We start from the raw sequence: 16,161 nt of genomic DNA, 5'->3' as shown, positions 1-16,161 counted from the left end.
TTCTGGATGTTCGCTCCGCGCGCTGCCGTCATTCGGGTGAAAAGTCCCCCGGGCGTGCGCTATTTCTCACGCATGTGCGGCCGCCTCTCCCGACGGTGCAAGTCAAAAAAGACAAAAGTTTCGACTGGGGTGGTCGATAAGACGATGTCGATGTCGGTATCGAAGCCGACAGCGACGAATGTTAAAGGTCGAACCGTCCCCTTTTCCGGCGTTTGTAAAGAAGGGTGACGCCCTAGGCTGCTTGGTATCCGTGCCGAAGCGTCTGGAGCTCAAGTGAACGTTTCGGCCTGCGAAATCTGCATCGAGTCGGGTGAACTATGGCCATCAACATCACGAACATGACCCCCAGCGAAATCGCCGCCTTGACGGCCAGCGAGATCGCCAGCCTCACAACGAGCGACTGGGCCGTGTTCACCTCCGAACAGATCCAGGCGTTGACCACCAGCCAGCTGCGTTCTTTGCAGACGGCTGCGCTGTCCATGCTGACCACCGAGCAACTCAAGGGACTGGAAGCCGGTGAGATGCGGGTGCTGTCGACGGCGCAGCTCGCGGCCTTGTCGGCCGAGCAGTTCGGCAGCCTCGGGGCCGACATCGTGTCGGGCCTGCAGGCGCAGCAGATTGCGTCCTTGAACACGGCCCAGGTGGCGTCGCTGAGCTCTGCGGTGTTCGGTGCATTCTCGACCACGCAGATCGGCGCGTTCAACAGCACCCAGCTGGGGGTCCTCACGACGCAACAGCTGGGCGGTGTCGACGCCGGCACGGTGCGGGCTTTCAACTCGACGGCGCTGCGCGGTCTGAGCACGCAAGCGATTGCCGGACTGACGGAAGAGCAGGTGGGCGGGCTCACCACGGGGCAAATCGCTGCCTTGTTGACATCGCAGATTGCAGCGTTGGAAACGGCGGACATCGCAGCCCTGTCGTCGGCACAGATCGCTGCACTGAACAGCGTGCAGGTGGCCGCATTGACCACGACCCAGGTTCAGGCGATCGAGGCCGGTGACGTGCGCGCGCTGTCGCCGAACGCCCTGCGGGCCTTCAGCACCGCCGCCATTGCGGCCCTGACGACCGAGCAGGTCGGCAGCCTGACGACGGCGCAGCTGGCATCGTTGTCGTCGAGTGCCGTGCGGGCCATCGAGACCGAGGACCTGCAACTGCTGAGCACCACGCAGCTGCGTGCGCTGAGCGCGGCTCAGCTTGCTGGCCTGAGCACAGCTCAGATTGCGGCCATGACGTCGGAGCAGATCGCTGGCCTGTCGACCACCCAGGTCGCCGCGCTGGGCACGGCGCAGCTGGCTGCTCTGGAGACAGAAGATCTGGCAGCGATGACGGGCGCACAGGTCGGGGCGCTGTCCAGCACCCAGCTGGCTGCGCTCAACACGGCCCATGTGGCAGCCATTGACTCGCAGGACATCCGTCAGCTGAACACGACGGCCGTGCGCGGCCTGACGACGGCCGCCATGGCCGCTCTTGGAACGGAACAGGTTGCGGCCATGAGCAGCCAGCAGGTCGGTGCATTGAGCACCGAGCAGGTGGCTGCGCTGACCACGGGCGGCATTGCCGCCCTGACGCCGGCTCAGGTGGCCGCGATGTCGAGCACCCAGGTGGCGGCTCTGACCACGGCGCAGATCGCCGCGATGGAGACGGCCGATCTGCGGGCCATGACGCCGACAGCCATCAAGGGCTTGAGCACGGATGCCATCGTGGCGCTGTCGACCGAGCAGATCGCAGCGTTGAGCTCCGGGCAGGTCGCCGGTCTTACGCCGCAGCAACTGGCCGCGATGGAGACCGCAGATGTGGTGGCACTCACCGCGGCACAGATGGGCGCTCTGGGCAGTGCCCAGGTGGCTGCGCTCACCACGGCACAGGTTCAGGTGATCGAGAGCGGTGACCTCCGTGCGATGAACACGACCGCGCTGCGCGCGATGACGACCGCTGGCGTGGTGGCGCTGACCTCCGAGCAGGTCGGCGCCCTGTCGTCGGCACAGATTGCCGCCTTGACCTCGCAACAGGTGGCGGCCATCGAGAGCGCCGACATCGCAGCCCTTGGCGTGTCGCAGGTCGCTGCGCTGAACAGCACGCATACCGCCGCGCTGGGTGCCGCGCAGCTTGCCGCGCTCGAGAGCACCAGCCTGGCCGCGATGAGCCCGGCCGCGTTCCGCGCACTGAGCGCCGATGCCATCGCTGCGCTGAGCAGCCAGCAGGTCGCGGGCCTGAGCGTCGCTCAGGTCGCTGCAATGACGACGGCTCAGGTGGCCGCCATCGAGACGAGCGACCTGGCCGCGTTGTCTGGCGCACAACTCCGCGCCTTCAACTCGATGCAGATCGGCGGCCTGACGACCGCGCAAGTGGCTGCGCTGGACAGCAGCCAGATTGCGGCGCTCACATCGTCCCAGGTGGCCGCGCTCAGCACGGCCCAGGTGGCTGCGCTGGCTGCAGAAGACCTGACGGCGATGAGCTCGGCACAGATCGCCGGCCTGACCTCGGGACAGATCGGGGCACTCAGCACCGAGCAGATCGTCGCCATTGATTCCGGCGACATGAAGGCCTTGTCGACCAGCGCGTTGCGCGGGCTGGGGACGGCTGCCATTGCGGCCCTGACGGGGGAGCAGGTCGCTGCGCTGGGGTCGGGGCAGGTGGCCTCGTTGACGACCACGCAGCTGGCCGCGCTGGAGACGGCCGATGTGGTCGCCATGACCACCGCGCAGTTCGGGGCATTGAGCAGCACGCAGACGGCCGCATTCACGACCGCCCAGGTGGCGGCCATGGAAACCGCAGACCTTCGCGCGCTGAGCGCCGTGGCAGTGCGCGGGCTGCGAACCGATGCCATCGCCGCGCTGGACAGCAGCCACGTGGCTGCCCTCAGCACAGGGCAGATTGCCTCGTTGACGACGACCCAGATCGCTGCCATCGAATCGGCCGATGTGGCCGCCATGAGCGGTGCACAACTGCGGGCGCTCTCATCGGCGCAGTTGGCTGCGCTGGGCTCCACCCAGGTGGGCGCCCTGAGCACCAGCCAGATCGGTGAGCTGTCTGCCGTTCAGGTCTCCGGTCTGGGGACGACGCAGATCGCTGCGCTCGATACCGCCCAGGTTGCCGCCTTGACATCGGTTCAGGCCGCGGCACTGGGCAGCAGCCAGCTGGCCGCACTGAGCACAGCACAAGTGGCCGCGCTCGAGACGGGTGACCTGCGCGCCGTGAGCGCAGCGGCGCTGCGCGGGCTGGGCACAGCCGGCATGGCGGCCTTGTTTTCCGAGCAGGTGGCGGCCCTGACGACGGCGCAGGTGGCGTCGCTGAGCACCTCCCAGATCGCAAACATCGAAACCACCGACATCGCCGGCCTGACGACCGCTCAGGTCGCCGCGCTCGGTTCTGCCCAGGTGGCGGCCATGACGACCGCGCAACTGGCCGCCATGGAGTCACGTGATGTGGCTGCCCTTGGCGTGAATGCGGTGAAGTCCATCGGTACGAGCGGCATTCAAGCCTGGTCCACCGAACAGATCGCCGCCCTGACCACGGCACAGGTGGCAGCGCTGACGACCGACCAGGTTGCCGCGCTGAGCAACGGTGACCTGACAGCGATGAGCAGCGGCCAGATTGCCGCGTTGAGCAGCGCCCAGGTTGCTGCGCTCAATACCGCCCAGGTGGCAGCCATTGATGCCGCCGACCTGCGGGCCATGTCGCCTGCCGCCGTTCGTGCGCTGGGCACCGACGCGATCGTCGCGCTGGACAGTGCACAGATCGCCGCCCTGAGCTCGGCTCAGCTTGCGGCGCTGACGACGGCCCAGGTGGCCGCCATCGAGGTGGCTGATCTGCCAGCGTTGGGCGCGGACAAGCTGCGTGCGCTGACCGCTGCGCAAGTCGCCGGCATGAACACGGCGCAGATCGCCGCGCTGGACAGCGCCCAGTTGGGCGGCCTGACCACGGCACAAGTCGCTGCGCTGCGCACAGAGCAGATCGCAGCGCTGGACAGCACCGACATCGCCGCGCTGACCAGCGCGCAAGTGGGGGCCCTCACGTCTGTGCAGGTCGCGGCCTTGTCGACTGCGCAATTGGTCGGCATCGAGACCCAGGACATCAAGGCGCTGAACGTGGCAGCCCTGCGTGCCGTGAGCACCGAGGGCATTGCAGCGCTGAGCAGCGACCAGATTGCTTCTCTGTCCAGTGCCCAGGTGGCAGCGCTGACCACGGCTCAGGTTGCCGCGATCGAAACCGCTGACATTGTGGCCATGAGCTCCACCCAGGTTGCGGCCTTGAGCAGCACGCAGGCTGCGGCACTGGGCACGGCCCAGGTGGCCGCGATGGAAACGACCGATCTGCGTGCCATGTCGGCGGCCGCCCTGAAGGCGGTCAGCACGGCGGCCATTGCGGCCATGACCTCGGACCAGATCGCAGCCCTGACCAGCGCGCAGGTCGCGGCACTGACCACGGCCCAGATTGCCGCCATCGAGACGGGTGGCCTGGCGGCTCTGAACTCCGCGCAGATGGCCGCTTTGGGCAGCACGCAAGTGGCGGCCCTGACGGCGGCGCAGGTGACCGCGATGGAGGCGGACGACCTGCGTGCCATAAGCACGGCGGCCCTGCGCGGCCTGGGTACGGACGGCATCGTCGCCCTGACCACGGCGCAAGTGGCTGCACTGACCACGGCCCAGGTGGCGGCGCTGACCACGGCGCAGATTGCTGCGCTTGAAACCGCCGACATCGTGGCCTTGACATCCGTCCAGGTGGCCGCGCTGAGCAGCGCGCAACTCGGTGCGTTGCGTACGGAGCAGGTCACGCCAATGGAAACGGTGGACGTGCGTTCGCTGGTGACCGGGTCGCTGAAGGGGTTCACCACGGAAGCGATCGCGGCGTTGACCACAGAGCAAGCGGCTGCGCTGACTTCCGCGCAGATTGCTTCCCTGACCACCACCCAGATGGCGGCCATGGAGACCGCAGACCTCGGTGTGCTGGGCGCGGAACAACTGCGTGCACTCAGTGCCGCTCAGCTGGCGGCGATGAGCACGACTCAGATCGCCGCGCTGAACAGCACCCAGGTCGCCGCGCTTGGCGTGCCACAGGTCGCTGCGCTGAGCGCAGCGCAGCTGGCAACATTCAGCGATGCCGAGATGGCTGCGCTCAGCAGCAGCCAGGTCGGCGCGCTGAACAGCGCACAGATCCAGGCCCTGAGCACAGCCCAGCTCGTCGCCATTGATGCGTCCGACATGAAGGCGCTGTCGTCGACGGCGCTGCGGGCCATCGACACGGCGGGTATCCAGGCTCTGTCGAGCAACCACATTGCGTCGCTGACGTCGGCCCAACTGGCCGCCCTCGACACCAACCAGATTGCCGCGCTCAGCACCAACAGCATCCAGGGGTTGACCACGGCGCAGGCCGCCGCCCTGACCAGCGCGCAGGCCGCGGCCTTGAGCAGCGCACAGATTGCCGCGCTGGAGACCGCCGATCTTCGGGCCTTGAACCCGCAGGCCCTCCGTGCGTTGAGCACCGATGGCATCGCGGCCCTGGACACGGCCCAGATCACGGCCTTGACCTCCGCACAGGTTGCATCGCTGAACACGGCGCAGGTCGCCGCGATGGAGACCGCCGATGTGGCCGCTCTGACGACAGCGCAGGTCGCGGCACTCGGTTCCGCGCAGCTGGCGGCACTGACCACGCAGCAGGTTGCGGCGCTGGAAACAACCGACCTGCGCGCCATCAGCTCCGGCGCGTTGCGCGCGCTGGGCACGGCCCAGATCGCCGCACTGACGTCCGAGCAGGTGGCCGCGCTGACTTCCGCACAGGTGGCCGGGCTGAGCACCGCTCAAGTGGCTGCCATTGAAACCGCCGACGTGGCGGCGATGTCGAGCACCCAGTTGCGGGCGCTGGGTTCTGTCCAGATCGCCGCACTGGGAACCAGCCAGCTGGCAGCCCTTTCGACCGAGCAGATTGCGTCCCTGGCAAGCGGACAGGTGGCCGCGTTGACGGTCACGCAGGTCGGCGCGCTGGACACGGCCATGATCCAGGCCCTGGGCAGTGCGCAGATCGGCGCGCTGGGCAGTGCGCAGATTGCCGCGCTGTCGACCAGCCAGATCGCCGCCATCGACTCGGGCGACATCCGCGCCATCAATGTGGCGGGCCTGCGGGCATTGGGCACCGATGCGATCCAGGCGCTGAGCTCGGCGCAGGTGGCCGCACTCAGCTCCGTGCAGATTGCCGCTCTCACCACGACCCAGGTCGCGGCGCTGGGCACCGAGGACATCGTGGCCCTGACGACCGCGCAGGCCGCAGCCCTGACCGGCGCCCAGCTGGCCGCGATGACGACGGCCCAGGTGGCCGCGATCGAATCCTCCGACCTGCGCGCGCTGAGTTCAGCCGCCTTGCAGTCGCTTGGCACGGCGGCCGTGGCCGCGATGACCTCGGAGCAGCTCAGTGCACTGAGCAGCACACAGGTCGCCACGCTCAACACCGGCCAGATTCGGGCCATCGAAACGGGTGACCTGGTGGCCATGACCACCGCCCAGTTTGCCGCACTGAACAGCACGCAAGCTGCGGCGCTGACGACCGCACAGCTGGCGTCGATGGAAAGCACCGACATCCGCGCCTTGAATCCCGCCGCACTGCGCGCACTGGGTACCGATGCCGTGGCAGCGCTGACCAGCCTGCAGGTGGGTGCGCTCACCACACAGCAGGTCGCAGGCCTCAGCTCGGCCCAGATCGCGGCGATCGAGACCACTGACCTGGCCGCGCTGGGCGCCGATCAGATCCGCGCGCTCAACACCAGCCAGGTTGGCGCGCTCGGCAGCACCCAAGTGGCTGCCCTCAGCACGGCCCAGGTGGTTGCCCTGACCAGCCTGCAGGTGTCGGCGCTCAAGCCGGTTCAGCTGGCTGCGCTCGACACGGCCACCGTGGCCGCGATGACGAGCACCCAGTTTGCTGCCTTGAACAGCACCCAGCTGGCGTCGCTCTCGACCGCCCAGGTGGCGGCCATCGAGACCAGCGACCTGCGGGCGCTGTCTCCCACCGCGCTGCGTGGCCTCGGCACCGATGCCATCGCGGCCCTCGGCACCAGCCAGATTGCAACCCTGAGCACGGGGCAGATTGCGGGGCTGTCGTCAACCCAGGTTGCCGCCATCGAAACCGCTGACATCGCCGCGCTGACCGAGACGCAGGCAGCGGCGCTCACCAGCAGCCAGCTGGCAGCGCTGAACACGGCCCAGGTGGCGGCCATCGAAACCGCGGACCTGCGTGCGATGACGTCGTCGGCCTTGCGTGCGCTGGGTGCGGATGCGATCGCGGCCTTGACCAGCAGCCAAGTTGCAGCACTGACCAGCACACAGCTCGCGGGCCTGAGCACCGCCCAGGTGGCGGCCATCGAGACCGGTGATCTGGCTGCCCTGTCGGTGAACCAGCTCCGCGCTCTGGGTACGGCCCAGGTGGGCGCGCTCACCACGGCCCAACTGCAGGCTCTGGACACGACCCAGATCGCGGGTCTGAGTACTGCTCAAGTCGCGGCATTGAGCACCGCCCAGGTGGCCGCACTTGAGACCGATGACCTCCGTGCGATGACGAGCGCCCACATCGGTGCCTTGTCTTCCGCCCATGTCGCGGGCCTTAGCACCAGCCAGCTGGCAGCCATCGACGCCGCCGATCTGCGTGCCTTGTCGAGCCAGGCGATCCGTGCGCTTGGCACGGCCGCCATTGCAGCGCTGTCCACCGAGCAGGTGGCGGCCTTGAGCAGCAGTCAGGTGGCGTCGCTGAGCACAGCTCAGGTTGCAGCCATCGAGACGGCAGACCTGGCCGCGATGAGCAGCGCCCAGATCGGTGCACTCAACAGCGCCCAGGTTGCCGCGCTGACCACGGCCCAGGTGGCCGCGATCGAGACCACGGACATTCGTGCCCTCAGCACCGCTGCACTGCGTGCCCTCGGCACCGCGTCCATCGGCGCGCTGTCCACTGAGCAGCTTGCCAATCTGAGCTCTGCTCAGGTCGCAGCGCTCGCGACGTCGCAGTTGGCCGCGATCGACACGGCAGGTGTCGTTGCGCTGACCTCTGCGCAGGTGGCGGCCCTGACCAGCACACAGCTTGCCGCCCTGACAACGGCTCAGGTGGCTGCCATCGACACGGGGGACCTCCAGGCCATCGGCACGGTGGCACTGAAGGCCATGGGTACCGCCCAGATCGAGGCCCTGACGACATCTCAGGTCCAGGCCCTCACCACGGGCCAGATCCAGGCCCTCACCACGGCCCAGATCGCGGCCATGGAAACGCAGGACGTTGCCGCCCTGACCTCCAGCCAGATGGCGGTCATGAACAGCGCCCAACTGGCCGCCTTGTCGACCGCCCAGATTCAACCGGTCGAGTCGCTGGACGTCCGCTCTTTGAGCACCGCGGCCTTGCGCGGCCTGACGACGTCCGTCATCGCTGCGCTGTCGACCGAGCAGGTGGCTGCGCTGAGCAGCGCCCAGGTGGCCGCGTTGACGACCGCTCAGGTGGCCGCCATCGAGACCGGTGACCTGGCTGTCCTCACGGCAGACCAGCTCAAGGGCTTGGGCAGCGCACAGATTGCCTCGCTCACCACGGCACAGATCGTCGGGTTGGGCAGCAGCCAGATCGCCTCGCTGAGCACAGGCCAGATCGCCAGCCTGCAGACTTCGCAGATCGCTGCGATGGAGACGCAGGACGTTGCGGCCCTCACGACCGCGCAGGCGGCGGCCCTGGGCAGCGCTCAAGTCGCTGCCCTGAGCACGTCGCAACTCGTGGCGATGGAGACCGAGGACCTGCGTGCGCTGTCTGCCGCTGCTCTGCGTGGCCTGGGCACCGCGGCGATTGCAGGCTTGACCACCCAGCAGGTGGCGAGCCTGACCACCGCGCAGGTCGCTTCCTTGAGCACCGCGCAGGTCGCCGCCATGGAGACCGCCGATGTCGCGGCCCTCACGGTCGACCAGATGAAGGCCATGACCTCCGCACAGGCGGCCGCGCTCACGACCAGCCAGATCCAGGCGGTCGAGACGGAAGACCTGCGCGCACTCGGCACGGTCGCGTTGCGCGCCCTGGGTACCGATGCCATCGTCGCGCTGTCCAGCAGCCAGATCGGCGCCCTCACCAGCATGCAGGTGGCGGGCCTGAGCAGCGCGCAACTGGCGGCCATTGAAACGGCCGACCTGGCCGCGCTCTCGAGCGGCCAGCTCCGTGCGCTCAGCAGCGCTCAGCTGGCTGGCATGACCACGGCGCAGATCGCCGCGCTGCATTCCAGCCAGATTGCTGCCCTGAGCAGCGGTCAGATCGCTGCGCTGAACACAGCACAGATCGCAGCCATCGAAACCGCCGACGTGGCGGCCATGGACAGCGCCCAGATTGGCGCCCTGACCAGCACGCAAGCACAGGCGCTGACCACCGCCCAGATCGCCGCCATCGAAACGGGCGACATCAAGGCCTTGAGTGCGGCTGCGCTGCGTGCCTTGGGTACGGAAGGCGTGCTGGCGCTCGGCACCGACCAGGTGGCCGCGCTGACGACGCAGCAGGTCGCCGCCCTGAGCACCCAGCAGATCGCGACGCTCACCACCAGTGACATCGGTGCCCTGACCTCGGTGCAGGCGACGGCTCTGAGTGGCGCCCAGGTTGCGGCCCTCAGCACGGCTCAGGCCGCCGCGTTGGGCACAGCGGCCCTCCAGGCGATCGGCAGCACCGCGCTGCGGTCGCTGGGGACCGCACAGCTGGCTGCGTTGGAGACCGATCAGGTTCAGGCGCTGACCACCACCCAGGTGGCCGCGCTCACCCGCACACAGCTCGGTGCCATGGAAACGGCTGACATCGCCGCACTGACTGGCTCGCAGGCTGCTGCACTGAGCAGTGCACAGCTGGCCGGCCTCACCACCGCGCAGGTTCAGGCCATCGAGGTGGCCGATCTGCGGACGCTGACGCCCGCTGCCCTGCAGGGGCTGTCCACATCGGCTGTCGCGGCGCTGACCACCACGCAGGTCGCCGCCTTGGGCAGCACCCAGATTGCGGCGCTCACCACAGGCCAACTGCAGGCCGTAGAAACTGCTGACCTCGCCGTGCTGGACAGCGTGCAGCTGCGCGCCTTGTCGCCGGCACAGCTGACGGCCTTGAGTGCGGACCAGATCGGTGCCTTGAGCGCCACCCAGGTTGCAGCCCTCACTTCCGGGCAGATCGCCAGCCTGCGCACAAGCCAGATCGGCGCGTTGGGGACCGATGACATCGCTGCCCTCAACAGCACCCAGGTCGCCGCGCTCACCAGCGCTCAGGTCGCCGCCTTGAGCGCCGACCAGGTTGTGGCCCTGGGCAATGACGATGTGCGGGCGCTTTCCGCGGCCGCCTTGCGTGGCCTGAGCACGGCCAACGTGGCCGCGCTCACCAGCGCACAGGTGGCTGCGTTGACCACCGGCCAGATCGGCGCCCTCAGCACCGCACAGGTTGCTGCCATCGAAACCGGCGACATGGCGGCGCTGACCACGTCGCAGATCGCCGCGCTGGCCAACAACCAGGTGGCCGCTCTGACCACGGCCCAGCTGGCGGCCATGGAGACGGAGGACCTCCGCGCCATCACCACGTCTGGGTTGCAGACGCTCGGTACGGCCGCCATCGCGGCTCTGTCGAGCCTGCAGGTCGGCTCGCTGACCACGACCCAGTTGGCTGCCCTCAGCACGACACAGGTGGCCGCCATCGAGACCGGTGACCTGGCGTCTCTCAACTCGACACAGATCCAGGCCCTTCGCACGGCTCAGCTGGCTGCCTTCACCACCGCGCAGATCGCGGCGCTCGATACCAACCAGGTCGCAGCGCTCAGCGTTCAGCAGGTGAGTGCCCTGAGCAGCACGCAGGTCGCTGCGATCGAGACCGCTGACATTGCGGCGATGGACAGCCGCCAGCTCGGCGCCCTGTCCTCGACGCAGGCCGCCGCGTTGACCACCGCGCAACTGCAGGCCATCGAAACGAGCGATGTCCGCGGGCTGAATACCGCCGCCCTGCGCGCCATCGGCACGACCGGCATCCAGACGCTCAACACCGAGCAACTTTCCAACCTCAGCAGCGCGCAGCTCTCGGCGCTCACGTCGGCACAGGTGGCCGTGCTGTCCACTGCCGACATCGTGGCCTTGACCAGCGTGCAGGTGACCGGGCTGACCAGCAGCCAGGTGGCTGCCCTGGACACGGCCCAGGCTGCAGCCCTGGAGACGGCAGACCTGCAGGCGTTGTCCGGACAGGCCCTGCGTGGCCTGACCCCGGAAGGCGTGGCCGCCCTGAGCAGTGCCCAGGTGGCTGTGCTGACAAGCGCGCAGGTCGCCAGCCTGACAACCGCCCAGGTGGCCGCCTTTGAAACGGGCGACATCTCGGCTCTGAGCTCCGGTGCGCTGCGGGCCATGACCACGGCCCAGACCACTGCGCTGACCTCGGCTCAGATCGGTGCGATGACGAGCACGCAACTGGCTGCGCTGGGCACCAACCAGGTCGCGGTGTTGACCACGACCCAGGTCGCCGCGCTCGAGGCCGAGGACATTGCAGCCTTCAACAGCGCCCAGATCGCGGTGCTGGGAAGCGCCCAGGTCGCTGCGCTCAACACGCAGCAGGTTGCGGCGATCGAGACCACGGACATCCGTGCGCTGTCGACCTCCGCGCTGCGCGCACTGGGCTCGGCTGCCATCGCAGCCCTCACGTCCGACCAGGTGGCGAACCTGTCGACCGCGCAGGTCGCTGCCCTGACCACGAGCCAGATGGCGGCACTCGAGACTGCCGATGTGGTGGCGCTGACCTCGGTGCAGGTTGCGAACCTGTCGTCGCAGCAAGTGGCTGCCCTGAGCACGAGCCAACTGGCGGCCATGGAGACCACCGATGTGCGGGCTCTGAGCACCGCTGCGCTGCGTGCGCTGGGCACGGATGCCATCCAGGCGCTGACCAGCGCGCAGGTTGCCGCGCTGAACACGGCGCAGGTCGCTGCCCTGAGCACGACCCAGATCGCCGCGATGGAAACCGCCGACGTGGCCGCGCTGGGGTCGACCCAGATCCGCGCGCTGACCACCGCGCAGGTGGTGAGCCTGGGCACCGCTCAGATCGTTGCGCTGGACACCGCCCAGGTGGCGGCGCTCTCGACCGCCCAGGTTGCTGCGCTGACCACCACGCAGATCGGTGGCCTGCAGCCTGAGGACGTCTCGGCCCTCAACAGTGCCCAGATCGCGGCGCTGTCCCGTAACCAGCTGGCCGCATTCAACACCGCGCAGGTGGCGGCCATCGAGACGTCGGACATTGGCGCAGTCGATGCCGTCGCCCTCAAGGGCCTCAGCACGTCGGGCATTGCGGCCCTGAACACGGCCCAGATCGTGGCACTGAACACCACACAGGTGGCCTCGCTCACCACCAGCCAGGTCGCGGCCATCGAAACCGATGACATCGTCGCGATGACGAGCGCGCAGTTCGGCGCCCTGACATCGGCTCAGGTCGCTGCGCTCGGAACCACGCAGCTGGCGGCCATCGAGTCCCGGGACATCGGGGCGCTGAGCACCGCTGCACTGCGTGTGATCAGCACCGATGCCATCGTCAGCCTGTCGAGCGAGCAGATCGCGGCGGTGACCACGGCCCAGATTGCGAGCCTCGGTTCCAGCCAGGTTGCCGCGTTCGAGACCCGTGACATCGCTGCCTTGAGCAGTGCCCAAGTCGGCGCGCTGAGCGCTGCGCAGGTGGGGGCGCTCAACAGCGAACAGGTTGTGGCGATCGAAACCCGCGACATCGGGGCGCTCACGCCCGCTGCGTTGCGCGCAGTCACCACGCTGGCCGTGGCCAACCTGGCCACCGATCAAGTGGCCGCGTTGACGACCAACCAGGTGGCCGGCATGGGCACGGCCCAGGTTGCCGCGCTGTCGACGGCGGCCATCGTCGCCCTGTCGACCACGCAGGCGGCCGTCCTGACCGCCGGACAGATCGGTGCTCTGCGCACCGATCAGGTGGCCGCCATGCAGACGGAGGACCTCCGCGCGATCTCGACCACGGCCATCCGGCAGCTGAACACCGAAGGCATCGTGGCGCTGGACTCTGCACAAGTGGCTGCGCTCACCACCGACCAGGTGGCGGCGCTGTCGACCGTGCAGCTGGCAGCGATCGAAACTGCTGACATCGGTGCCCTGAGCAGCGCACACATCCGTGCGCTGGCCAGTGTGCAGATCCAGGGCCTGACCACCGCCCAGGTGGCTGCGCTCACCACCACACAGGTGGCCGCGCTCACCACGGCCCAGGTCGCCGCGCTGAAGACAACGCAGATTGCCGCAATGGAAACGGAGGACGTGAAGGCGCTGACCTCCACCCAGTTCGCCGCGCTCAGCAGCACGCAGGTCCAGGCACTCGACACCGCCCAGATCGGGGCGATCGAAACGGCTGACCTGCGCGCTCTGTCCACGCAGGCACTGCGCGGGTTTGGCACCAGTGCCATCGCGGCGCTGGATACCGCCCAGGTCGCAGCACTGACCACCAGCCAGGTGGCCTCGCTGACCACGAGCCAGCTGCGCGCCATCGAGACCGCCGACATCGCGGCCCTCACCAGCGCGCAGATGGCGACCCTGGGCTCCACCCAGGTGGCGGCGTTCACCACCGCGCAGATCGCAGCGATCCAGCCGGCTGACCTGGCGGCCTTGAGCACGACGGCACTGGCTGGCGTGAACACCGCCGGGATGGTGGCACTCGACAGTGCACAGATCGCCGCCCTGACGACGGCCCAGCTGGTGTCGCTGACGACCGCTCAGCTCCGCGCCATCGAAACGGCCGACATCCCTGCGCTGACCACCGCCCAGGTGGCGGCGTTCGACACCCGTCACGTCGCAGCGCTCACCACGGCGCAGATCGTGGCCATGGACACGGCAGACCTCCAGGTGCTGTCGACCCAGGCTGTGCGCGGGCTGTCCACGGATGCCATCGGGGCGCTTCACACCGAGCAGGTGGTGGCCTTCACGTCGGCGCAACTCAACGCGCTGACAAGCAGCCAGATCCTTGCGCTCAACACCGACCAGGTCGACAGCCTGACGACGGCGCAGATCGCGGGCCTGAGCGTCGCCCAGATCCAGGCCATGGACACCACCCAGATCAGCAGCTTCACCACGGAGCAGATCCGTGTGCTGCAGTCGGCCCAGGTGGCTGCCCTGGCGCCTGAAGACCTCAAGGCCTTCGAGGCGGACCAGATTGGCGCGCTGACGTCAACCCAGGCGGCCGCGTTGTCGCAGGTCCAGGTCGCGGCGATCGACACTGCCGATGTTGCAAGCTTCAGCACCGCTGCACTCCGTGCGCTGTCGACCAGCGCCATCCAGGCACTCGGAACCGACGCGTTCGAGAGCCTGAACAGCAGCCAGATCGTCGCCTTGACCACGGCGCAGATCGTAGCCCTGTCGCCCACGCAGTTCGCGACGCTGAGCACCGACGAAATCGCGGCCATGACGACCGCGCAGGTTGGGGCTCTGTCGACGACCCAGCTCGGCGCTTTGGACATGGACCAGGCAGCGGCCTTCACAGGGGCTCAGCTGTCCGCCATGACCGCACAGCAACAGGGCGCGCTGGCCGCGATCTCGCCGATCGTGCTCGACCTCGATGGCAATGGCATCCAGACGCTGCTGGCCAGCGAGGGGGTCAACTTCGACCTGATGGGCAACGGTCTGAGTCGCCAGGTGGGCTGGGTCGGCGGCAACGACGGCCTGCTCGTGATGGACCACAACGGTGACGGCATCATCAACGACGGCCGCGAGCTCTTCGGGTCCGGGACCCGGGATGCCGAAGGGCGTCACATCGGCAACGGCTTTGATGCCCTGCGCGCCCTGGACACGGACGGTGATGGTCGGCTCAGTGCCGGGGATGCGGCCTTCTCGCAACTGCAGGTCTGGGTCGACGCGAACCGGGATGGCATCAGCCAGGCGCATGAACTGCGTTCGCTGGCCGACCTGGGCATCGTGTCGATGGACCTGGGCGCCACCCGTGGCACGGAGGTCGACAACGGCAACCTGCTGGGTCTGGTCTCCAGTTACACGACGACCCAGGGCGACACCCGCGCGCTGGTTGACGTGTGGTTCGCCAAGTCGACAGCGTCTGAGCCCCCGGTGGTGACCTCCGACCTGCTCGCCGACCATGGCGAGGTGGACGGTCTGGCACAGTTGTCGAACGAGGCCGTTGCAGGCAGCTCGAGCGTGACGTCCACGCAGACGGCCAGCGCAACGCCGACCGAGGCGCCGGCTGGCACGGCAGACAGCACCGCGTCCGACACGCACGTGAGCCTGGTCAGTGATCCGTTGAAGGGCCTGTTGGATGACCCCAACAAGAACCTGTTGATCTGATCAGGGCAGGGCGTGCGCTGGGGCGATGAGCCCCAGCCACCGAGCGGCGACCGAGCTCAGACGGGCTGGGTCGCCGCTGCTCCATAAGCGAGCCGCGCCCGGCATCACGGTCGCTCGCGGCGGTGGGGGCACCCTTGCGGCCAGTGCGGCGGCGCGGCGTGCCACCGCGTCCGATGTGTCCACGATGGTCACTGTGGGTCCCAGCACGGCCTGAAACAGCTCCCTGACAAAGGGGTAGTGGGTGCATCCCAGCACGACCGTGTCCACGCCAGCCCGCAGGAGCGGCTGCGAAAACGTGGCCACCAGCGTCCGCAGTTGGGGCGAATCGAGCTCGCCCAGCTCGATCTCGCGGGCGAGTCCCGGACAGGCCTGCGTCACCACCGACACGGTGTGCCCGTGCCGGGCGAGCAGGTCGCGAAAGCGCTGGCTGGCCAGGGTGCCTTCCGTGGCGAGCACCCCGACCTTGCCGTTGCGCGACAAGGTGGCGGCCGGCTTGATGCCCGGTTCCACCCCGACGATGGGCACATCCGGCCAAGTGTTGCGCAAAGCCTGAACGGCTGCAGCCGTGGCCGTGTTGCACGCCACCACCAGCATGTCGGCGCCTTGCGCCATCAGGAAGTCGGCGATGGCCTGCGAACGGGCGACCACAAAGGCGTCCGTCTTCTCTCCATACGGTGCGTGCCCCGAATCCGCCACATACAGCAATTCAGCCTGAGGCAGTTGCTCTCGCAGCGCCCGCAGCACCGACAACCCTCCAACGCCCGAATCAAAGACCCCGATGCGCACACCGGCAACAGGGGACAAAGACGCGTCATCTGGGGTATCAGGCATCGTGTGTTGTGCGCAGTCGTGAACGGCGCACGGTATG

The 16,161-nt window shown here is 68.3% G+C and carries 2 protein-coding genes; one reads left to right on the top strand and one right to left on the bottom strand.

Annotation, left to right across the window (positions count from 1 at the left end):
• Positions 1–338 precede the first annotated feature (338 nt).
• Entirely contained in the window at positions 339–15,293 is a 14,955-nt protein-coding gene (locus DEH84_RS10110; RefSeq protein WP_159098928.1) for a beta strand repeat-containing protein, read from the top strand.
• Here the strand turns inward: DEH84_RS10110 and murI are convergent, their stop codons facing one another.
• Entirely contained in the window at positions 15,294–16,124 is an 831-nt protein-coding gene (gene murI / locus DEH84_RS10105) for a glutamate racemase (RefSeq protein WP_109036750.1), read from the bottom strand.
• Positions 16,125–16,161 lie beyond the last annotated feature (37 nt).

Origin of the sequence: Aquabacterium olei (assembly GCF_003100395.1) — a bacterium.
GTDB classification, from domain to species: domain Bacteria; phylum Pseudomonadota; class Gammaproteobacteria; order Burkholderiales; family Burkholderiaceae_C; genus Aquabacterium; species Aquabacterium olei.
This window is presented reverse-complemented; position numbering and strand designations above follow the sequence as displayed.